The organism is Micromonospora sp. NBC_01655 (genome assembly GCF_026339755.1).
Lineage (GTDB): Bacteria > Actinomycetota > Actinomycetes > Mycobacteriales > Micromonosporaceae > Micromonospora.
The window spans coordinates 5594645-5617338 of record NZ_JAPEQF010000001.1 but is presented as its reverse complement, the minus strand read 5'-3'; the positions used below and the strand labels follow the sequence as shown (position 1 = coordinate 5617338).

Genomic DNA, 22694 nt, shown 5'->3' with positions numbered 1-22694 from the left:
GAATGGTCATGTCTCCACCGAAGTGTGCGCGGAGTCGGGCCGACGGCGGTGGTGTGGTCAGCGAATCGGCAGATTCTGATCGATAGCAAGCTCTGGGCGGGTGGGTCATGGCGGACGAAGACAAGCTCCTCGAACACCTGAAGTGGGTGACCTCCGAGCTCCGCCTGGCGCGCCGGCGCCTGAGCGAGCTGGAGAACGAGGATTCGGAGCCGATCGCGATCGTCGGCATGGCCTGCCGGTTCCCCGGCGGGGTCGCCTCGCCCGAGGACCTGTGGGACCTGGTCGCCGGGGGCGTGGACGCCACCGGCACGTTCCCCGAGGACCGGGGCTGGGACCTGGACCGGCTCTACGACCCGGACCCGGACCACCAGGGCACCACCTACAGCAACCGGGGCGGCTTCCTGGCAGACGCCGGCCTGTTCGACCCGTCCCTGTTCGGGATCTCGCCGCGCGAGGCGCTGGCCATGGACCCGCAGCAGCGGCTCCTGCTGGAGGTGACCTGGGAGGTCTTCGAGCGGGCCGGCATCGACGCCGCGTCGCTGCGGGGCAGCCGCACCGGCGTCTTCGTCGGCACGGCCGGCCAGGACTACACGACCGTCCTGCGGCAACTGCCCGAGGGCACCGAGGGGTACGTCCTCACCGGCACCGCGGCGAGCGTCATGTCGGGCCGGCTGGCGTACTCCTTCGGCCTGGAGGGACCGGCCGTCACGATCGACACCGCCTGCTCGTCCTCCCTGGTGGCCCTGCACCTGGCCGGCCAGGCGCTGCGGGACGGCGAGTGCTCCCTCGCGGTGGCCGGCGGCGTGACCGTGCTGGCCACCCCCGGTGCCTTCGTCGAGTTCTCCCGGCAGCGCGGACTCGCCTCCGACGGCCGGTGCAAGGCGTTCTCGGCCGACGCCGACGGCACCGGCTGGTCCGAGGGCGTCGCCATGCTGCTCGTCGAGAAGCTCTCCGACGCCCGGCGCAACGGCCACCCCGTCCTCGCGGTGATCCGCGGCAGCGCCGTCAACCAGGACGGCGCCAGCAGCGGCCTGACCGCCCCCAACGGCCCCGCCCAGCAGCGGGTCATCCGGCAGGCGCTGGAGAACGCCCGGCTGACGCCGGCCGACATCGATGTCGTGGAGGCGCACGGCACCGGCACCCGGCTCGGCGACCCGATCGAGGCGCAGGCGCTGCTGGCCACCTACGGCCAGGGCCGGACGGCCGACCGTCCGCTGTGGCTGGGGTCCCTGAAGTCGAACATCGGCCACCCCCAGGCCGCCGCCGGCGCCGGCGGCGTCATCAAGATGGTGATGGCGATGCGGCACGGCGTGCTGCCGCCCACCCTGCATGTGGCACAGCCGTCCCCGCACGTCGACTGGTCGACGGGGACGGTGTCCCTGCTCGACACCGCCCGCCCGTGGGCCGGCGACGACCATGTCCGGCGGGCGGCCGTCTCGTCCTTCGGCATGAGCGGCACCAACGCCCACCTCGTCCTGGAGCAGGCCCCGGCCCCCGAGACGCCGCCGGACGCCCCCGCGCCGTCCCGCCGGCTCCCGGTCGCCCCGGTCCTGCTCTCCGCCGCGCACCCCGCCGCGCTCGCCGGCCAGGCCGGCCGCTGGGCCGACTGGCTGGCCGGCGCCGGGGACCTGCGCGCCGAGGACATCGCCTGGTCGTCGGTCACGTCCCGGTCGACCCTGGACAACCGGGCCGTGCTGGCCGCCGCCGATCGGGACGGCCTGTTGGCCGGGCTGCGTGCCCTGGCCTCAGGCGAGTCGTCGGGCGTGGTGGTGGCGGGTCAGGCGGCGGACCGGGGTCCGCTGGCGGTGCTGTTCTCCGGTCAGGGTGCGCAGCGGGCCGGGATGGGCCGGGAGTTGTCCGGTGAGTTCCCGGTCTTCGCCGCCGCGTTGGACGAGGTGTGTGGGCTGCTGGATCCGCTGCTGCCGCGCCCGTTGAGGTCGGTGTTGTTCGCGGCGGAGGGTTCCGCCGAGGCGGGCCTGCTGGATCAGACGGTGTTCACGCAGGCGGGGTTGTTCGCGGTCGAGGTGGCGTTGTTCCGGCTGGTGGAGTCGTTCGGTGTGGTGCCGGACTTCGTGGGTGGGCATTCGGTCGGTGAGATCGTGGCCGCGCATGTGGCGGGGGTGTTGTCGCTGGCGGATGCGTGTGTCCTGGTGGCGGCGCGGGGTCGGTTGATGCAGGCGTTGCCGGCGGGTGGCGGGATGCTGGCGGTGGGCGGGTCTGAGGCGGACGTGCTGTCGAGCCTGGACGGTTTCGCCGGCCGGGTTGGGATCGCGGCGGTGAACGGGCCGGCGTCGGTGGTGGTGTCGGGCGAGGTCCTTGCCTTGGACGAGTTGGAGGAGCTTTGGCGGGGCCGGGGGGCCCGGACCCGTCGGTTGGCGGTGAGTCACGCGTTCCACAGTCCGTTGATGGAGCCGATGCTCGACGAGTTCCGGTCGGTCCTCGGTGGCCTGAGTTTCGCCGCGCCGTTGGTGCCGCTGGTGTCGAACCTGACCGGTGGGCTTGTCGAGGATGATGAGCTGTGTACGCCGGAGTACTGGGTGCGGCACGTGCGGGAGGCGGTGCGGTTCGCCGACGGGATCACCGCCCTGAAGACCGCCGGGGTGGACACGTTCCTGGAGGTCGGCCCGCAGAGTGTCCTGACGGCGCTGGTGGCTGATGTGCTGCCGGCCGGCGGGGACGTGTTGGCGGTGGCGGTGCAGCGCCGGGACCGGTCGGCGGCGCAGGCGCTGCTGGCGGCCCTGGGCGAGTTGCACGTGCAGGGTGTGCCGGTGAGCTGGTCGAAGTGGTTCGCCGGCGCCGGGGCGTCCCGGGTCGAGCTGCCGACGTACGCGTTCCAGCGGGAGCGGTACTGGCCCGACGCGGTGTCGTGGCGGTCCGGCGACGTGTCCGGCGCCGGGCTGGGCGTCGCGGGCCACCCGCTGCTCGGCGCGGCGGTGCGCCTCGCCGGGGACGACGAGGTGCTGTTGACCGGGCGGCTCTCCGCCGCCACCCACCCGTGGCTGGCCGACCATGTGGTTGCCGGTTCGGTGGTGGTGCCGGGGACGGCGTTGGTGGAGTTGGCGGTGCGGGCCGGTGACGAGGTGGGCGCGTCGCGGGTGCGGGAGCTGACCGTGCTGACGCCGCTGGCGTTGCCGGCGTCGGGCGGGGTGCGGGTGCAGGTGCGCGTCGGCGCGGCCGACGCCTCCGGCTCGCGGTCCCTGACCGTGCACTCGCAGCCGGACGAGGAGGCCGACGGGGCCTGGGTCCGGCACGCCGAGGGCGTGCTGGAGGCCGCCTCCGCGGACGAGCCGGTGCTGGGGGAGTGGCCGCCGGCCGGCGCGTCCGAGGTGGACCTGACCGGGTGGTATGCCGCGCTAACCGGGCACGGTCTGGCGTACGGGCCGGTGTTCCAGGGCCTGCGCCGGGTGTGGACCGCGGCCGGTGAGGCGTACGCCGAGGTTGCCCTGCCGGAGCAGGTGGCGGGCGACGCGGCGGCGTTCGGGGTGCACCCGGCGCTGCTCGACGCGGCGTTGCACCCGGTGGCGTCGCTGCTGGCCGGTGAGGGCGGCGGGGCGCGGGTGCCTTTCGCGTTCGAGGGCGTGCAGGTGCACGCGTCGGGCGCGTCGGTGCTGCGGGTCCGGCTGACCCGCGAAGGCTCCGGCGTGCGCGTGGTCGCGGTGGACGAGTCGGGCGCGCCCGTGGTGTCCGTCGACTCGCTCGTGCTGCGGGAGGTGACCGGCGTGGCCGCCCCGGGCGCGGCGGCGCGGTCGCTGTTCGAGCTGGCGTGGCTGCCGGAGGAGATCACCCCGGCGGACGACCTGTCCGGCTGGGCGCTGCTCGGGCCGTCGGTCGCCGGGCTCGACCTGCCGGCCTTCCCCGACGTCGACGCGGTCGCCGCCGCGCGGGCCGAGTCCCCCCGTACCCTGCTGTGGGCGCCCGCCGCGGCCACCGGCGCCGACGTGCCGGCCGTGGTGCGCGCGACCACGAACGCCGCCCTGACCGTGGTGCGGTCCTGGCTCGCCGCCGACGCCCTCGCCGACGCGAAGCTCGTCGTGGTCACCCGGGGCGCCGTGGTCGCCCGGGACGAGGACCGGGTGACCGACCTGGCGGGCGCCGCCGTGTGGGGCCTGCTGCGCTCGGCGCAGTCGGAGCACCCCGACCGGATCGTCCTCGCCGACGTCGAGGGTCCGCTCGACCCGGCGACCCTCGCGGTGTTGGCCGGCGTCGCCGCCGACCCGGCGGCGACCGGCGGCCAGCTCGCCGTCCGCGCCGACGGGACGTTCGTGCCCCGGCTGGTCCGGCCCACGGCCGACGAGCTGACCCCGCCGCCGTCTGGGGCGTGGCACCTGGCGGCCGTCGCCCCCGGCACCCTCGACGGGGTCGCGCTGGTGCCGGCCGCCCCGGCCCCCCTCGACGCGGGTCAGGTGCGGGTCGCGGTGCGGGCGGCCGGGGTGAACTTCCGGGACGTGTTGATCGCGTTGGGGATGTACCCGGATCCGTCGGCGGTGATGGGTAGCGAGGGCGCGGGCGTGGTGGTGGAGGTCGGTCCGGGCGTGACCGACCTGGCCCCCGGCGACCGGGTGATGGGCATGTTCGAGCTGGGCTTCGGCCCGCTCGCGGTCGCCCCCCGGCAGCGCCTCGCCCGGATGCCCGCCGGCTGGTCGTTCGCGCAGGCCGCCTCGGTGCCCCTCGTCTTCCTGACCGCGTGGTACGCGTTGCGGGATCTGGCGGGGTTGCGGGCGGGTGAGTCGGTGCTGGTCCACTCGGGTGCGGGTGGGGTCGGTATGGCGGCGATCCAGTTGGCGCGGCATTTCGGTGCGACGGTGTTTGCGACGGCGAGTCCTGGTAAGTGGGGGGTGTTGCGGGGTCTGGGGGTGGATGCGGAGCGGATCGCGTCGTCGCGGACCACGGAGTTCGAGCGGGTGTTCGGTGCGGTGTCGGGTGGCGCCGGGGTGGATGTGGTGCTTGATGCGTTGGCGGGTGAGTTCGTCGACGCGTCGTTGCGGTTGCTGCCGCGTGGTGGCCGGTTCGTCGAGATGGGCAAGGCCGACGTCCGCGACCCGGAGACGGTGGCGGCCGAGCACCCGGGCGTCGCGTACCGGTCGTTCGACCTGAACGAGGCCGGCAGCGCCCGGATCGGGGAGATGCTGGCCGAGCTGCTGGCGCTGTTCGAGCAGGGCGTGCTGCGTCCGCTGCCGGTGCGGGTGTGGGACGTGCGGCAGGCCCGTCAGGCGCTGCGGCACATCAGTCAGGCGCGGCACGTGGGCAAGGTGGTGCTGCGGATCCCCGCCCCGGTGGACCTGGACGGCACCACGTTGATCACCGGCGCGGGCGGGACCCTGGCCGGGGTGGTGGCCCGGCACCTCGTGGCCAGCGGCCAGTCCCGGCACCTGCTGCTCGCCTCCCGCCGGCACCCCGACGACGCGGGCCGGGACGACTACGCCGCCCTGGTCCGCGAGCTGACCGACGCCGGCGCGCGGGTGTCCGCCGTCGCGGTCGACGTCAGCGACCCCGCGCAGGTCAGGGAGCTGATCGACCGGGTCGACCCGGCGCACCCGCTGACCGCGGTGGTGCACACCGCCGGGGTGCTCGCCGACGCCACCGTCACCTCGCTGGACGAGCGGGCCATCGCCACGGTGATGGCGCCGAAGGTCGACGCCGGGTGGGCGCTGCACGAGGCCACCGCCGACCTGGACCTCGCCGCGTTCGTGACGTTCTCCTCCCTCGCGGCCACGCTCGGCTCGCCCGGGCAGGGCAACTACGCGGCGGCGAACGCGTTCCTCGACGCCCTCGCCGCGCACCGCCGGCAGCGGGGCCTGGCCGCGACGAGCGTGGCCTGGGGCCTGTGGGCCACCACCAGCGGGATGACCGCCCACCTCGACGGCGACGACCAGCAGCGGCAGCGGCGGGTCGGGATGACCGGCCTGTCCGCGACCGAGGGCGCCGACCTGTTCGACGCGGCCCTGCCGGCGGTGTCGCCGCTGGTCGTGGCGGCCCGGTTGCAGGTCACCGGCGGCGCGTCGCAGGTGCCGCCCCTGCTGCGGCAGCTCGTGCGTGCCGGTGGCCGGCGGCGGGCCGGCGGTGCCCCCACGGCGGGGACCTCGTGGCGGGACCGGCTCGTCGGCCTGCCGGAGGCGGACGCCCGGCGGCTGCTGGTGGAGCTGGTCTGCGGGCAGGCCGCGGCCGTGCTGGGCCACGCCTCGGCGCAGGCCGTGCCGGCCGCCCGCGCGTTCAAGGAACTGGGTTTCGACTCGCTGACCTCGGTGGAGCTGCGCAACCGGCTGGGCGCGGCGACGGGGCTGCGGCTGCCCGCCACGCTCGCCTTCGACCACCCCACCCCCGCCCGGCTCGCCGAGTACCTGTTCGGGCAGCTCGGTCTCGCCGCGACCGACGCCGCCACGGCCGTGCGCGCCGTCGGCGCCGGCGCGACCGACGAGCCGGTGGCGATCATCGGGATGGCCTGCCGCTACCCGGGTGGGGTCGCCACCCCGGAGCAGCTCTGGCAGCTCGTCACCTCCGGCGCCGACGCGATCGGCGGGTTCCCCACGGACCGGGGCTGGGACCTGGACCGCCTGTACGACACCGGCAGCACCGTCACCGACCAGGGCGGCTTCCTCTACGACGCCGCCGACTTCGACGCCGGCTTCTTCAACATCAGCCCCCGCGAGGCCCTCGCCATGGACCCGCAGCAGCGGCTGCTGCTGGAGACCGCCTGGGAGGCCTTCGAGTACGCCGGAGTCGACCCCGACGGCGTCGCCGGCACCGCGACCGGCGTCTTCGTCGGCGCGGCCTCCTCCGGCTACGCCACCGGCGGGCGCGAGGACCTGGACGGCCTCGAGGGGCACCTGCTGACCGGCACGGCCGGCAGCGTCGCCTCCGGCCGGGTCTCCTACACCTTCGGGCTGGAGGGGCCCGCCGTCACCGTCGACACCGCCTGCTCGTCGTCCCTGGTCGCCCTGCACCTCGCCGCCCAGGCGCTGCGCGGCGGCGAGTGCGACCTGGCGCTGGCCGGCGGCGTCGCCCTGATGGCGCTGCCCGGCATGTTCTCGGAGTTTTCCCGCCAGGGCGGCCTGGCCCCCGACGGCCGGTGCAAGGCGTTCGCCGCGTCCGCCGACGGCACCGGCTGGTCCGAGGGCGTGGGCATGCTGCTGGTGGAGCGGCTGTCGGACGCCCGGCGCAACGGGCACCGGGTGTTGGCGGTGCTGCGGGGCAGCGCCGTGAACCAGGACGGCGCGTCGAACGGCCTCACCGCGCCGAACGGTCCGTCGCAGCAGCGGGTGATCCGGCAGGCCCTGGCCAACGCCCGGCTCGGCGTCGCCGACGTGGACGCCGTCGAGGCGCACGGCACCGGCACCATGCTGGGCGACCCGATCGAGGCGCAGGCGCTGCTGGCCACGTACGGGCAGGGCCGGCCGGCGGACCGGCCGCTGTTCCTCGGGTCGATCAAGTCGAACATCGGGCACTCCCAGGCCGCGGCCGGGGTGGCTGGCATCATCAAGATGATCATGGCGATCCGGTACGGGCTGCTGCCGTCCACCCTGCACGTGGACCAGCCGTCCCCGCACGTCGACTGGGCCGCCGGAGCGGTGGCGCTGCTCACCGAGCCGCAGCCGTGGCCGGCCGTCGACCGGCCCCGCCGCGCCGCCGTGTCCTCGTTCGGGATCAGCGGCACCAACGTGCACACCATCATCGAGCAGGCGCCCGACGACACCGCCCCGGCCGCCGCCCGGCCGAGCCACGCCCCGGAGCTGCCCGGCCTGGCCGGCCCGGTCGGCGTGCCCCTGCCGGTGTCCGGGCGCAGCCCGCAGGCCCTGCGGGAACAGGCCGCCCGGATCCGGGGGCAGCTCGCCGAGGACGCCGACCTGGACCTCGTCGACCTGGGGTTCTCGCTCGCCACCCGGCGGGCCCACCACCCGTACCGGGCGGTCGTGGTGGCCGGTGACCGGGACGCCGCCCTCGCCGAGCTGGCCGCGCTCGCCGGCTCCGAGGTGCCACCTGCCCCCGTCGACGGCGCGCCGAAGGTCGTCTACGTCTTCCCCGGCCAGGGCTCGCAGTGGGTCGGGATGGCGCTGGACCTGCTGGAGTCGTCCCCGGTCTTCCGGGACGGGATGCGGCAGTGCGCCGAGGAGCTGTCCCGGCTGGTGGACTGGTCGCTGGAGGACGCGCTGCGGCAGGCGCCCGGCGCGCCGCCGCTGGAGCGGGTCGACGTGGTCCAGCCCGCCCTGTTCTCCGTCATGGTGTCCCTCGCCCGGCTGTGGAAGGCGTGCGGGATCGAGCCGGACGCCGTCGTCGGCCACTCGCAGGGCGAGATCGCCGCCGCGTGCGCCGCCGGCGCCCTCAGCCTCCCGGACGCGATGCGGCTGGTCGTGGCGCGCAGCCTCGGGCTGCTGGCGATCTCGGGTCGGGGCGGCATGCTCTCCGTGCCCCTGTCGGCCGCCGACACCGGGCAGCTCATCGCGCCGTGGGCGGACACCCTGTCCATCGCCGCCCTCAACGGCGCCGCCGTGACCGTCGTCTCCGGCGCCGCGGAGTCCGTCGACGCGCTGCTGGCGCACTGCGCCGAGCGCGAGATCCGGGCCCGGCGGATCGCCGTCGACTACGCCTCGCACAGCGCGCACGTCGAGGCGGTCCGCGACGACGTGGTGGCGGCGCTCGGCACCGTCGACCCCCGGTCGACCGGCGTGACCTTCTACTCGACGGTGACCGGCGACCTCATCGACACCGCCCAGCTCGACGCCGACTACTGGTACCGCAACCTGCGCGAACCGGTCCGGCTCGCGCCGGTGGTCGACCGGCTGATCGCCGAGGGCTTCCGGGTCTTCGTCGAGGTCAGCCCGCACCCGGTGCTCAAGGTGGCGGTCCAGGACGCTCTCGACCGGGCCGCCGACCGGGGCGGTCCCGGCGTGGTGGTGGGTTCCCTGCGCCGCGACGAGAACGGCCCCCGGCAGATGCTGTCCGGCCTGGCGGAGCTGCACGTCGCGGGCGTCGGTGTGGACTGGGCGGGGGTGTACGCCGGGTCCGGCGCCGCCCCGGTCGACCTGCCCACGTACGCGTTCCAGCGGGAGCGGTTCTGGCCGGCGGTGGACCGCTCGTTCGGCGGCGACGTCTCCGGCGCGGGCCTCGGCGCGGCCGGCCACGGCCTGCTGGGCGCGGCGGTGCGGCTGGCCGGCGGCGACGAGGTGCTGTTGACCGGGCGGCTCTCCGCCGCCACCCATCCGTGGTTGGCCGAGCATGTGGTTGCCGGTTCGGTGGTGGTGCCGGGGACGGCGTTGGTGGAGTTGGCGGTGCGGGCCGGTGACGAGGTGGGCGCGTCGCGGGTGCGGGAGCTGACCGTGCTGACGCCGCTGGCGTTGCCGGCGTCGGGCGGGGTGCGGGTGCAGGTGCGCGTCGGCGCGCCCGGCGCGTCGGGCGCCCGGCTGGTGACCGTGCACTCGCAGCCGGAGGAGGACGACGACGCGGGCTGGGCCCGGCACGCGGAGGGCGTGCTGGAGGCCGCCTCCGCGGACGAGCCGGTGCTGGGGGAGTGGCCGCCGGCCGGGGCGTCCGAGGTGGACCTGACCGGGTGGTATGCCGCGCTGGCCGGGCACGGTCTGGCGTACGGGCCGGTGTTCCAGGGCCTGCGCCGGGTGTGGACCGCAACCGGTGAGGCGTACGCCGAGGTTGCCCTGCCGGAGCAGGTGGCGGGCGACGCGGCGCGGTTCGGGGTGCATCCGGCGCTGCTCGACGCGGCCCTGCACCCGATCGGCCTGCTGCTGACCGAGGGCTCCGGTGGGCCGCGGGTGCCGTTCGCGTTCGAGGGCGTGCAGGTGCACGCGTCGGGCGCGTCGGTGCTGCGGGTCCGGCTGACCCGCGCGGGCACCGGGGTACGGGTGGTCGCGGTCGACGGCGCGGGCGCGCCGGTCGTGTCGGTGGACTCGCTCGTGCTGCGGGAGATGACCGGCGGCGCGGCCTCGGGCGCGGCGGCCCGGTCGCTGTTCGAGGTGAGCTGGCAGGCCGAGGAGGTCACCCCCGTCACGGATTCCGCCGGCCGGGTGCTGCTGGGCGACGCGGCCGGGACCGCCGGGCCGGGAGCGGCCGGGTACCCCACCGTGGCCGACCTGGCCGCGGCCGTGGCCGCCGGAACGGCCGGCCGGCCGCGCCTGCTGCTGCTGCCGGTGACGATCCCGCAGCCGCCGGACGCCGAGGTGCCGGCGGTCGTGCGGACGGCCACCGCGCACGTGCTCGGCGTGCTCCAGTCCTGGCTGGCCGCCGGGGAGCTGGCGGACACCCGGCTCGTCGTGGTGACCCGGGGCGCCGTGACGGCCCTTCCCGCCGACGAGCTGCGCGACCCGGTGGGGGCGGCGGTGTGGGGCCTGCTGCGCTCGGCGCAGTCGGAGCACCCCGACCGGATCGTCCTCGCCGACGTCGACCGGGACCTCTCACCCGAGCTGTGGGACCTGCTGGCCGGCGTCGCCGAGGACCCGTCGACCACGGGCGGGCAGGTCGCGGTGCGCGGGGGCGAGATCCGCTCCCCGCGCCTGACCCGCACCGGCGCCTCGGCCGGCGACGACCTGACCCCGCCGGACGGGCTGTGGCACCTCGCCGCGACTGCTCCCGGCACCCTCGACGGGATCGGCCTCGCGCCGGCCGCCCCGGCCCCCCTCGACGCGGGCCAGGTGCGCATCGCCATGCGGGCGGCCGGGGTGAACTTCCGGGACGTGTTGATCGCGTTGGGGATGTACCCGGATCCGTCGGCGGTGATGGGTAGCGAGGGCGCGGGCGTGGTGGTGGAGGTCGGTCCGGGCGTGACCGACCTGAAGCCCGGCGACCGGGTGATGGGCATGTTCGAACCCGCCTTCGGCCCCCAGGTCACCGCGACCCGGAAACTGGTCGCCAGGATCCCGGCCGGCTGGACCTTCGCCGAGGCCGCCTCCGTGCCGGTGGTGTTCCTGACCGCGTGGTACGCGTTGCGGGATCTGGCGGGGTTGCGGGCGGGTGAGTCGGTGCTGGTCCACTCGGGTGCGGGTGGGGTCGGTATGGCGGCGATCCAGTTGGCGCGGCATTTCGGTGCGACGGTGTTTGCGACGGCGAGTCCTGGTAAGTGGGGGGTGTTGCGGGGTCTGGGGGTGGATGCGGAGCGGATCGCGTCGTCGCGGACCACGGAGTTCGAGCGGGTGTTCGGTGCGGTGTCGGGTGGCGCCGGGGTGGATGTGGTGCTTGATGCGTTGGCGGGTGAGTTCGTCGACGCGTCGTTGCGGTTGCTGCCGCGTGGTGGCCGGTTCGTCGAGATGGGCAAGACCGACATCCGTGACCCCCGCCAGGTCGCCGAACGCCACCCGGGCGTGACCTACCGGGCGTTCGACCTCAACGAGGCCGGGCACGACCGGATCGGGGAGATGCTGGCCGAGCTGCTGGCCCTGTTCGAGCAGGGCGTGCTGCGTCCGCTGCCGGTGCGGGTGTGGGACGTGCAGCACGCCCGGCGGGCGCTGCGGTACATGAGCCAGGCGCGGCACGTGGGCAAGGTGGTGCTGCGCATTCCCGCCCCGGTGGACCCGGACGGCACCACGTTGATCACCGGCGCGGGCGGCGCCCTGGCCGGCGTGTTCGCCCGGCACCTCGTCGCCACCGGCCAGTCCCGGCACCTGCTGCTCGCCTCCCGCCGCGGCCCCGAGGCGTACCGCGACCTGGTGGCGGAGCTGACCCGGCAGGGCGCCCGCGTCACCACCGCCACCGCCGACGTCGCCGACCCCGACCAGGTCGCCCGCCTGCTGGCGCAGGTGGACCCGGCGCACCCGCTGACCGCGGTGGTGCACACCGCCGGGGTGATCGCCGACGCCACCATCGGCTCCCTCGACGAGTCGGCCCTCGACAAGGTGCTGACCCCGAAGGTCGACGCCGGCTGGGCGCTGCACCGGGCCACCCGCGACGCCGACCTGGCCACCTTCGCGGTGTTCTCCTCGGTGGCGGCCACCCTCGGCTCGCCCGGGCAGGGCAACTACGCGGCGGCGAACGGGTTCCTCGACGCCCTCGCCCGCCTCCGCCAGCAGCAGGGGCTGCCCGCCACGAGTCTCGCCTGGGGACTGTGGGACACCGCCAGCGCGATGACCGCCCACCTCGGCGGCAACGCCCACCGCCGGGCGATCCGGGCCACCAGTGCCCCGCTGACCGAGGTCGAGGGCACCGCCCTGTTCGACCTGGCGCGGCAGTACGGCGGCGTGCACCTCGTACTCATGAACCTGCCGCCGGCCGCGGCCCGACCGGCCGCCGGCGCGGTGCCCGGCATGCTGCGCGAGCTGGTCCGCCCCACCGGACCCGTCCGGCGGACCGCCGGGCAGGCGGCCACCGACACCGCCTCGGAACGCGGGCGGCTGGCCACGCTCAGCCCCGCGCAGCGCCGCAGCCACCTGCTCGACCTGGTCGCCGCGAGCGTGGCCGCCGTGCTGGGGCACCGCTCCGCCGACAGCGTCGACGCCCATCGGGGCTTCAAGGAGCTGGGCTTCGACTCGCTGACCTCGGTGGAACTGCGCAACCGGCTGGCCACCGCCACCGGGCTGCGGCTGCCCGCCACCGTGGCGTTCGACTACCCCACCCCGGTCGTCCTCGCCGAGTTCCTCGACCGGGAGCTCGGCGGCGCGGCGGCGACCGCCCCCGTGGCCGTCGGCACGGCCACCGCCCTCGACGAGCCCATCGCGATCATCGGCATGGCCTGCCGGTTCCCCGGCGACGTGCAGACCCCCGAGCAGCTCTGGGAGCTGGTCACGGCCGGGGCCGACGTCATCGCGCCGTTCCCCACCGACCGCGGCTGGGACCCGGACGACCTGCGGATCGGCGACGACGGCAACGCCCCCCGCCAGGGCGGCTTCCTGCACGACGCGGCCGAGTTCGACGCCGGCTTCTTCGGGATTTCTCCCCGCGAGGCGCTGGCCATGGACCCGCAGCAGCGGCTGCTGCTGGAGACCTCCTGGGAGGCCTTCGAGCGGGCGGGGATCGACCCGCACACGGCCCGGGGCAGCAGCACCGGCGTCTACGTCGGCCTCATCTACCACGACTACGCGTCCCAGGCCGCCGACACCACGGACGAGCTGGACGGCTACGTCGGCAACGGCAGCGCCGGCAGCGTCGCGTCGGGCCGGATCTCGTACCTGTTCGGCCTGGAGGGCCCCGCCGTCACCGTCGACACCGCCTGCTCCTCCTCGCTGGTCGCCCTGCACCTGGCCACCCAGGCGCTGCGTCAGGACGAGTGCCGGCTCGCGCTCGCCGGTGGCGTCAGCGTGATGTCCACCCCCGGGATGCTCACCGAGTTCTCCCGGCAGCGCGGCCTCTCGCCCGACGGGCGGTGCAAGGCCTTCGGCGCGGGCGCCGACGGCACCGGCTTCGCCGAGGGCATCGGCATGCTGCTGCTGGAACGCCTCTCCGACGCGCAGCGCAACGGGCACCGCGTCCTCGCCGTGGTGCGGGGCAGCGCGGTCAACCAGGACGGCGCGAGCAGCGGCCTGACCGCCCCCAACGGCCCCGCCCAGCAGCGGGTGATCCGGCAGGCCCTGGCCAACGCCCGCCTCACGGCGGCGGACGTGGACGCCGTCGAGGCGCACGGCACCGGCACTCCGCTCGGCGACCCGATCGAGGCGCAGGCGCTGCTGGCCACGTACGGGCAGGACCGGCCCGCCGACCGGCCGCTGCTGCTCGGCTCGATCAAGTCGAACATCGGGCACGCGCAGGCCGCCGCCGGCGTCGCCGGGGTGATCAAGATGGTGCTGGCGATGCGGCACGGGATGCTGCCGTCGACCCTGCACGTCGACGAGCCGTCCCCGCACATCGACTGGGACGCCGGGGCGGTGGAGCTGCTCACCGAGACCCGCCGCTGGCCGGCCCTGGACCGCCCCCGCCGTGCGGCAGTGTCCTCCTTCGGGATCAGCGGCACCAACGCGCACACCATCCTCGAGCAGGCGCCGGCGGCGGCCCCCGCGGCCACTCCGGCGGCGACGGGCGAGGTCCCCGGCGGTCTCGTCCCCTGCGTCCTGTCGGCGCGCGACGCCGCCGCCCTGCGCGGGCAGGCCCGCCGGCTGCACGGCCTGGTGGCCGACCGGCCGGACCTGACCGTCGCCGGGATCGGGCGCGCGCTGGCCACCGGCCGGTCCGTCCTCGAACACCGCGCCGTCCTGCTGGTGCCCGACCGGGTCGGCCTGCTGTCCGCCCTGGACGCGTTCGCCGACGGGCAGCCCTCGCCCGCCGTCGTTGAGGGCACCGCCCGGGGCGGGCGCACCGCCGTGGTCTTCTCCGGCCAGGGCGCGCAGCGCGCCGGCATGGGCCGGGAGCTGTCCGCCGGGCACCCCGTCTTCGCCGCCGCGCTGGACGAGGTGTGCGCCCACCTCGACCCGCACCTGCCCCGCCCGCTGCGGGACGTGCTGTTCGCCTCGGCGGGCTCGGCCGACGCCGAACTGCTCGACCAGACCGTCTTCGCCCAGGCCGGCCTGTTCGCCGTCGAGGTGGCCCTGTTCCGCCTCGCCGAGTCGTACGGGATCGTGCCGGACTTCGTCGCCGGCCACTCGATCGGCGAGGTGACCGCCGCGTACGTGGCCGGGGTGCTCTCCCTCGACGACGCGTGCGCCCTGGTGGGCGCGCGGGGCCGGCTGATGCAGGCGCTGCCGGCGGGCGGCGGGATGCTCGCCGTCGCCGCCGACGAGGCGGCGGTCACCGAGTCGCTGGCCGGCCTGACCGACCGGGTCGGGATCGCGGCGGTCAACGGGCCGGCCGCGGTGGTGGTCTCCGGGGCGCTGGACGCCCTGGACGCCCTGGAGCGGACCTGGTCCGCCCGGGGGGCGCGCACCCGCCGGCTGCGGGTCAGCCACGCCTTCCACAGCCCCCTGGTGGAACCCATGCTGGCCGAGTTCCGGACGGTCCTCGACGGGCTCACCTTCCGCCCGCCGCTGCTGCCGGTGGTCTCCAACCTCACCGGCGGGATCGCGGACGCCGAGGAGATCAGCACCCCCGACTACTGGGTGCGGCACGTCCGGGAGGCCGTCCGCTTCGCCGACGGCGTCGCCTGCCTGCGGCAGCGCAACGTCGGCACGTTCCTCGAACTCGGCCCGGACGCGGTCCTCGCCGGCATGGTCCGCACCTGCCTGCCGGACGACGACCCGGCCACCTCCTCGGTCGCGGTCGTCGCGGCGCTGCGCCCCGGCCGGCCGGAACCCGTCTCGCTGCTGCACGCGCTGGCGGAACTGCACGTCCACGGCGTGCCGGTGACCTGGTCCACCCTGCTGCCCGAGGCCGGCGGCCACCCCGTCGACCTGCCGACGTACGCGTTCCAGCGGCAGCGGTACTGGCCCAACGTCGGCCGGCTGCGCGCCGGTGACGTGGCCGGCGCCGGCCTCGGCGCGGCCGGGCACGGGCTGCTCGGCGCGGCCGTCGACCTGGCCGGCGACGGCGAGGTCGTGCTGACCGGCCGGCTGGCGCTCGCCACCCTGCCATGGCTCGCCGACCACGCGGTGTCGGGCGCGGTGCTGCTGCCGGGCACCGCGCTGGTGGAACTCGCGGTGCGGGCCGGCGACGAGGTGGGCGCGTCCCGGGTACGGGAGCTGACCATCGCCGCGCCGCTGGTGATCCCGTCCTCCGGCGGCGTGCGCATCCAGGTCCGGGTGTCGGCGCCGGGGTACGCGCCGCAGCGCACCGTCACCATCCACTCCCGCCCCGACGACGCCCCCGACGCGGGCTGGACCCGGCACGCCGACGGTGTGCTGGAACCGGCGTCCGCCGACGAGCCGGGCGTCGGCGCGTGGCCGCCCGCCGGCGCCGACGAGGTCGACCTGACCGGCTGGTACGCGGCGTTCGCCGAGCGCGGCGTGGCGTACGGGCCGGTGTTCCAGGGCCTGCGTCGGGCCTGGACCGGCGGCGGCGAGGTCTTCGCCGAGGTCGCCCTGCCCGACGACGCGGCCGGCGACGCCACCCGGTTCGGCGTGCACCCGGCGCTGCTGGACGCCGCCCTGCACCCCGCCGCCCTGCTGTTCGAGGAGTCCGCCGCGCCCCGGGTGCCGTTCGCGTTCGAGGGTGTGCAGGTGCACGCCTCGGGTGCGCGGGTGCTGCGGGTGCGGCTGACCCGCGAGGGCACCGGCGTGCGGCTGGTCGCCGGCGACGAGGCCGGCACGCCGGTGGTGTCCGTGGAGTCGTTGACCCTGCGGGAGCTGATCGGCCGGGCCACTCCGGACGCGGCAGCCCGGTCGCTGTTCGAGGTCGACTGGCGGGCCGCCGAGGTCACCCCGGTCGTGACCGTGCCGGCGTGGGCGGCCCTCGGCGGGCCCGTCCCGGCCGACGCCGTAGGGCGGGCCCAGCGCACCGTCGCCGACCTGCTCACCGCGCTCGACGGCGGTGCCGAACCGCCGGGCCTGCTGCTGCTCCCGGCCACCGCCGGGCAGGAAGGGGCGGTGCCCGACGCGGTCGACGCCCTCGCCTCGGCCGTACTGGCGGAGCTGCGGGCCTGGCTGGCCGCCGAGGCTCTCGCGGAGTCGAGGCTGGTGGTGGTGACCCGGGGCGCGGTGGTGGCCCGGGACGGCGATGCGGTGACGGATCTGGCGGGTGCGGCGGTGTGGGGTCTGCTGCGGTCGGCGCAGTCGGAGCACCCGGGCCGGATCGTGCTGGCCGACGTCGACGGCGACGTGGACGCGGGCCTGGTGGCCGTCCTGGCGCGGGTCGCCGAGGACGCCGCGGGCGCCCAGGTGGCCGTCCGGGCTGGGCGGGTGTTCGTGCCGCGGCTGGTGCGCGCGCCGGCGCCGTCGATGCACGCCCCGCTCGTGGCGGACGCCGGCACCGTCCTGGTGACCGGCGGCACCGGCGCGCTGGGCGCCCTCGTCGCGGAGCACCTCGTCCGGACGCACGGCCTCCGGGCGCTGGTGCTGGCGTCCCGGCGGGGTCCGGCTTCCGCCGGTGCCGACGAGCTGGTCGAACGGCTGGCCGGGCTGGGCGCGACCGCCCGGGTGGTGACGTGCGACGTCACCGACCGGGAGCAGGTGGCCGGGCTGGTCGCGGACGTCACCTCGACGGGCCGGCTGGCGGGCGTGGTCCACCTGGCCGGTGTGCTCGACGACGGCCTCGTCGAGGGACTGACGGCCGACCGGTTGGCGGGCGTCCTGGCGCCGAAGGTGTCGGCGGGCTGGCACCTGCACGAGGCGACGGCCGGCCTGGACCTGGACCTGTTCGTGCTGTTCTCCTCGATCGCGGGGGTGCTCGGCTCGCCGGGCCAGGCGGCGTACGCGACGGGTAACGCGTTCCTGGACGCCCTGGCCGCGCAGCGCCGGCAGGCCGGCCTGCCGGCGGTCAGCCTCGCGTGGGGGATGTGGGACACGGCCGGGATGGCCGCGTCCCTCGGCGAGGCCGACCGGGCCCGGTCGGGGCGGGCCGGCCTGACCGCGATGAGCGCCGACATCGGCCTGGCGCTGTTCGACGCGGCGGTGGCCGTGGACCGGCCGACCCTGGTGCCTGCGGTGATCGACGTGCCCGCGCTGCGGGCCGCCGCTGTCGGCGGCGTGGTGCCGCCGATGCTGCGGGCGCTGGTCGGCACGACCACGGCGCGCCGCCAGGCGGGGCAGGGCGGCGACGGTCTGGCCGACCGGCTCGCCCGGCTCACCGAGGACGAGGGCCGGGCGCAGGTCGCCCTGCTCGTCCGGGGTCTGGCCGCGCAGGTGCTGGGGCACGACGGCGTGGAGGCGGTGCCGGCGGACCGGACGTTCCGGGACCTCGGCTTCGACTCGCTGGGCGCGGTCGAGCTGCGCAACCGGGTCAACACCGCGACGGGGCTGCGCCTCGGCTCGACCCTGGTCTTCGACTACCCCACCCCGCAGGCGCTGGCCGAGCACGCGTACGCCGAACTGGTCGGCACCCGGGCGGCCGAGGTCGAGCCGGAGTCGCAGGCGACGGTCGGCGGCGACGAGCCGATCGCGATCGTGGGCATGGCCTGCCGGTACCCGGGTGGGGTGGAGACGCCGGAGCAACTGTGGGCGTTGCTGGCCGGTGGCGGGGACGGGATCGGGGAGTTCCCGGCCGACCGGGGTTGGGACCTGGAGACCCTGTTCGACCCGGACGTGGACCGTCCGGGCACCTCGTACACCCGGCACGGCGGTTTCCTGTACGGGGCGGCCGAGTTCGACCCGGCCTTCTTCGGGATCTCGCCGCGCGAGGCCCTGGCGATGGACCCGCAGCAGCGGCTGCTGCTGGAGGCGTCCTGGGAGACCTTCGAGTCGGCCGGGGTCGACCCGCAGTGGTTGCAGGGCAGCCGGACGGGCGTGTTCGCGGGAGCGATCTACCACGACTACGCGACGCGGCTGATGGAGATGCCGGGGGAGACCGAGGGGTACATCGGCACCGGCAACTCGGGCAGCGTCCTGTCGGGTCGGGTGGCGTACACGTTCGGCCTGGAGGGTCCGGCGGTGACGGTGGACACGGCGTGTTCGTCGTCCCTCGTCGCGTTGCATCTGGCGGCGCAGGCGTTGCGCAGTGGTGAGTGTGATCTGGCGTTGGCCGGTGGTGTGACGGTGATGGCGACGCCGGGGACGTTCATCGAGTTCTCTCGGCAGCGTGGTCTGTCGCAGGATGGTCGGTGCAGGTCGTTCGCGGCCTCCGCCGACGGGACCGGCTGGTCCGAGGGCGTGGGTGTGTTGCTGGTGCAGCGGTTGTCGGATGCGCAGCGGGACGGCCGGCGGATCCTGGCGATCGTTCGGGGCACCGCGGTGAACCAGGATGGTGCGTCGAACGGTTTGACGGCGCCGAATGGTCCGTCGCAGCAGCGGGTGATCCGGCAGGCCCTGGCCAACGCCCGGCTCAGCTCGCAGCAGGTCGACGTGGTGGAGGCGCACGGCACGGGCACGACCCTGGGTGATCCGATCGAGGCGCAGGCCGTGCTGGCCACCTATGGTCAGGATCGGCCGGCGGACCAGCCGCTGCTGCTCGGATCGATCAAGTCGAACATCGGCCACACCCAGGCTGCGGCCGGGGTGGCGGGTGTGATCAAGATGATCATGGCGATGCGGCATGGTGTGGTGCCGGCGACCCTGCACGTGGACGAGCCGTCGCCGCACATCGACTGGTCGGCCGGTGCGGTGGCGCTGGCCACGGAGGCGATGCCGTGGCCGGCGGTCAACCGGCCGCGTCGGGCGGCGGTGTCGTCGTTCGGCATCTCCGGCACCAACGCACACGTGATCATCGAGCAGCCGCCCGCCGAGGTGGTCGAGGGCGAGGCGGCCGGGGACGCCGTGCCGCCGGTGGTTCCGGTGCTGCTGTCGGCGCGCGACGAGGCGGCGCTGGCGGCCCAGGCGGACCGGTGGACCCGGTGGCTCTCCGCCGACCAGCACCTCGGAGCGGTCGAGGTCGCCTGGTCATCGGTAACCACCCGACCGGCCCTGGAGCGCCGGGCCGTCGTCGTCGCGGCGCACCGCGACGACCTGCTGGCGGGGCTGACCGCCCTCGCCGCCGGGAACCCCTCCGGCGCGGTGGTCACCGGCTCCGCCGTGGAACGCGGACCGCTGGCGGTGCTGTTCTCCGGTCAGGGTGCGCAGCGGGCCGGGATGGGCTGGGAGTTGTCCGGTGAGTTCCCGGTCTTCGCCGCCGCGTTGGACGAGGTGTGTGGGCTGCTGGATCCGCTGCTGCCGCGCCCGTTGAGGTCGGTGTTGTTCGCGGCGGAGGGTTCCGCCGAGGCGGGCCTGCTGGATCAGACGGTGTTCACGCAGGCGGGGTTGTTCGCGGTCGAGGTGGCGTTGTTCCGGCTGGTGGAGTCGTTCGGTGTGGTGCCGGACTTCGTGGGTGGGCATTCGGTCGGTGAGATCGTGGCCGCGCATGTGGCGGGGGTGTTGTCGCTGGCGGATGCGTGTGTCCTGGTGGCGGCGCGGGGTCGGTTGATGCAGGCGTTGCCGGCGGGTGGCGGGATGCTGGCGGTGGGCGGGTCTGAGGCGGACGTGCTGTCGAGCCTGGACGGTTTCGCCGGCCGGGTTGGGATCGCGGCGGTGAACGGGCCGGCGTCGGTGGTGGTGTCGGGCGAGGTCCTTGCCTTGGACGAGTTGGAGGAGCTTTGGCGGGGCCGGGGGGCCCGGACCCGTCGGTTGGCGGTGAGTCACGCGTTCCACAGTCCGTTGATGGAGCCGATGCTCGACGAGTTCCGGTCGGTCCTCGGTGGCCTGAGTTTCGCCGCGCCGTTGGTGCCGCTGGTGTCGAACCTGACCGGTGGGCTTGTCGAGGATGATGAGCTGTGTACGCCGGAGTACTGGGTGCGGCACGTGCGGGAGGCGGTGCGGTTCGCCGACGGGATCACCGCCCTGAAGACCGCCGGGGTGGACACGTTCCTGGAGGTCGGCCCGCAGAGTGTCCTGACGGCGCTGGTGGCTGATGTGCTGCCGGCCGGCGGGGACGTGTTGGCGGTGGCGGTGCAGCGCCGGGACCGGTCGGCGGCGCAGGCGCTGCTGGCGGCCCTGGGCGAGTTGCACGTGCAGGGTGTGCCGGTGAGCTGGTCGAAGTGGTTCGCCGGCGCCGGGGCGTCCCGGGTCGAGCTGCCGACGTACGCGTTCCAGCACCAGCGGTACTGGCCCGAGTCGGTGGCCCGGACCCGGCGGACGGCCGGCGACGGCGCGGACGCCGAGTTCTGGACGGCCGTGGAGAGCGGCGACCTCACCGCCCTCGCGACCCAGCTCGGCGGCGACGGCAGCGACCTCGACACACTCGCCCCGGCCCTGCCGGTCCTGTCGACGTGGCACCGGGCCCGCCGGCAACGCGCCCTGGTCGACGGCTGGTCGTACCGGGTCATGTGGAAGCGGACCGACCTGGCCGCCACCCCGGCGGGCACCTGGCTGCTGGTGTCGCCGCAGGACGACGACCCGGTCACCGGCGCGCGGACCGAGGAGGCCGCCAAGGCCCTGGCCTCGGCCGGCGCCGACGTGCTCCGGCTGACCGTCGACCCGGTCCGCACCGACCGGGACGACCTCGCCCGGCGGCTCGCCGAGACGCTGGCCGACCGGACGGTCACCGGCGTGCTCTCCCTGCTCGGCCTCCGCGACCAGCCACACCCGGACAGCCCGGCGGTGCCCGTCGGCACGGCGGCCACCCTGCTGCTGCTCCAGGGGCTGCACGACACCGGGACGAAGACCCGGCTGTGGTGCCTGACCCAGGGCGCGGTCGGCACCGGGGACGGCGACGCGGTCCGCCGGGTCGCCCAGGCCGGGCTGTGGGGCCTCGGACTGGTCGCCGGCCTGGAACACCCACACCTGTGGGGCGGCCTCGTGGACCTGCCCGACGACGTCGAACCCGCCGGCTGGGACCGGCTGGTCCGGGTGGTCGCCGGCGCCGGGGACGAGGACCAGATCGCCGTACGACCCACCGGCGTGTTCGTCCGGCGGCTCGGCCGGGCGGCAGCCGCCGCCCCGGCCGCCGGGGAGCGCTGGCAGCCGTCCGGCACGGTGCTGGTCACCGGCGGCACGGGGGCGCTCGGCGCCCACGTGGCCCGCTGGGCGGTCGCCAACGGCGCCGCGCACGTGGTGCTGACCAGCCGCCGTGGCGAACGGGCCGCGGGCGCGGCGGAGCTGCGGGAGGAACTGGCCGCGCACGGCGCCCGGGTCTCGATCGTGGCCTGCGACGTCGCCGAGCGGGACCAGGTCGCGGCCCTGCTGGCCGAGCTGGACCAGGACCCGGCGCCGCTGACCGCGGTGGTGCACGCCGCCGGGGCCGGTGACGTCGGCCTGCTGGCCGAGACCGACCTCGCCGGCTTCGCCGCCGTCCTCGCCGGCAAGGTGGCCGGCGCGGTGCACCTGGACGAGTTGCTGGGCGACCGGCCGCTGGACGCGTTCGTGCTGTTCTCCTCGATCGCCGGGGTGTGGGGCAGTGGCGGACAGGGCGCCTACGCGGCGGGCAACGCGTTCCTCGACGCGCTGGCCGACCAGCGGCGGGCCCGGGGCCTCGCGGCGACGTCCGTGGCCTGGGGGCCGTGGGCCGACGGGGGCATGGCCGGCGTCGAGGCCCAGCAGGCGCTGGCCCGGCGTGGCCTCAGCGCGATGGTGCCGGACGACGCCGTGCACGCCATGCGGTACGCGGTCGGCCAGCCCCGGCCCACGCTGACCGTGGCCGACGTCGACTGGGCGGTGTTCGCCCCCGCGTACGCCTCGGCCCGCCCCCGGCCGCTGCTCGACGACCTCGCCGAGGCCCGGGAGGCGCTGCGCGCGCCCACCGACGAGCAGCCGGGCGGCGCCGCCGACGGGCTCCGGGAACACCTGCGCGGCCTGCCCCGCACCGAGCAGGCCCGGCACCTGATCGACCTGGTCCGCACCCACGCCTCGGCGGTGCTCGGCCACCCCGGCACGGACCGGGTCAAGCCCCAGCGGGCGTTCAAGGAACTCGGGTTCGACTCGCTGACCGCGGTGGAGCTGCGCAACCGGCTCAGCGCCGCGAGCGGGCTGCCGCTGCCGGCGACCCTCGTCTTCGACTACCCGAACCCCACCACCCTCGCGGAGCACCTGCTCGACGGGCTGCTCCCCGAGGCGCGGCGGTCGGACGGCGCGGACCCGTCGGAGTCGACGGTCCGGCAGGCTCTCGCGACCATCCCGCTGGCCCGGCTCCGCGACGCGGGCCTGCTGGAACTGCTGCTGAACCTCACCGACGCCGAGACCGGCGCCGCCGCCGAGTCCACCGACGAGAGCCTCGACCTCATCGACGAGATGGACGCCGACACCCTCGTCAAGTTGGCGCTTGACGGATCCGATTCCTGACCG

Annotated in this window: 1 protein-coding gene; it reads left to right on the top strand. The window is 75.9% G+C overall.

Features of this window, described 5'->3' with window-relative positions; genetic code table 11:
• Positions 1-107: 107 nt before the first annotated feature.
• On the top strand, positions 108-22691 hold the full coding sequence (locus OOK41_RS24865) for a type I polyketide synthase (protein WP_266266896.1): 22584 nt from the start codon (positions 108-110) through the stop codon (positions 22689-22691).
• The last annotated feature ends 3 nt before the right edge of the window (positions 22692-22694 follow it).

What these genes read in the sequence shown, in the direction of transcription:
- OOK41_RS24865 (WP_266266896.1), top strand. Translation starts at nt 108, where the DNA reads ATGGCGGACGAAGACAAGCTCCTCGAACACCTGAAGTGGGTGACCTCC.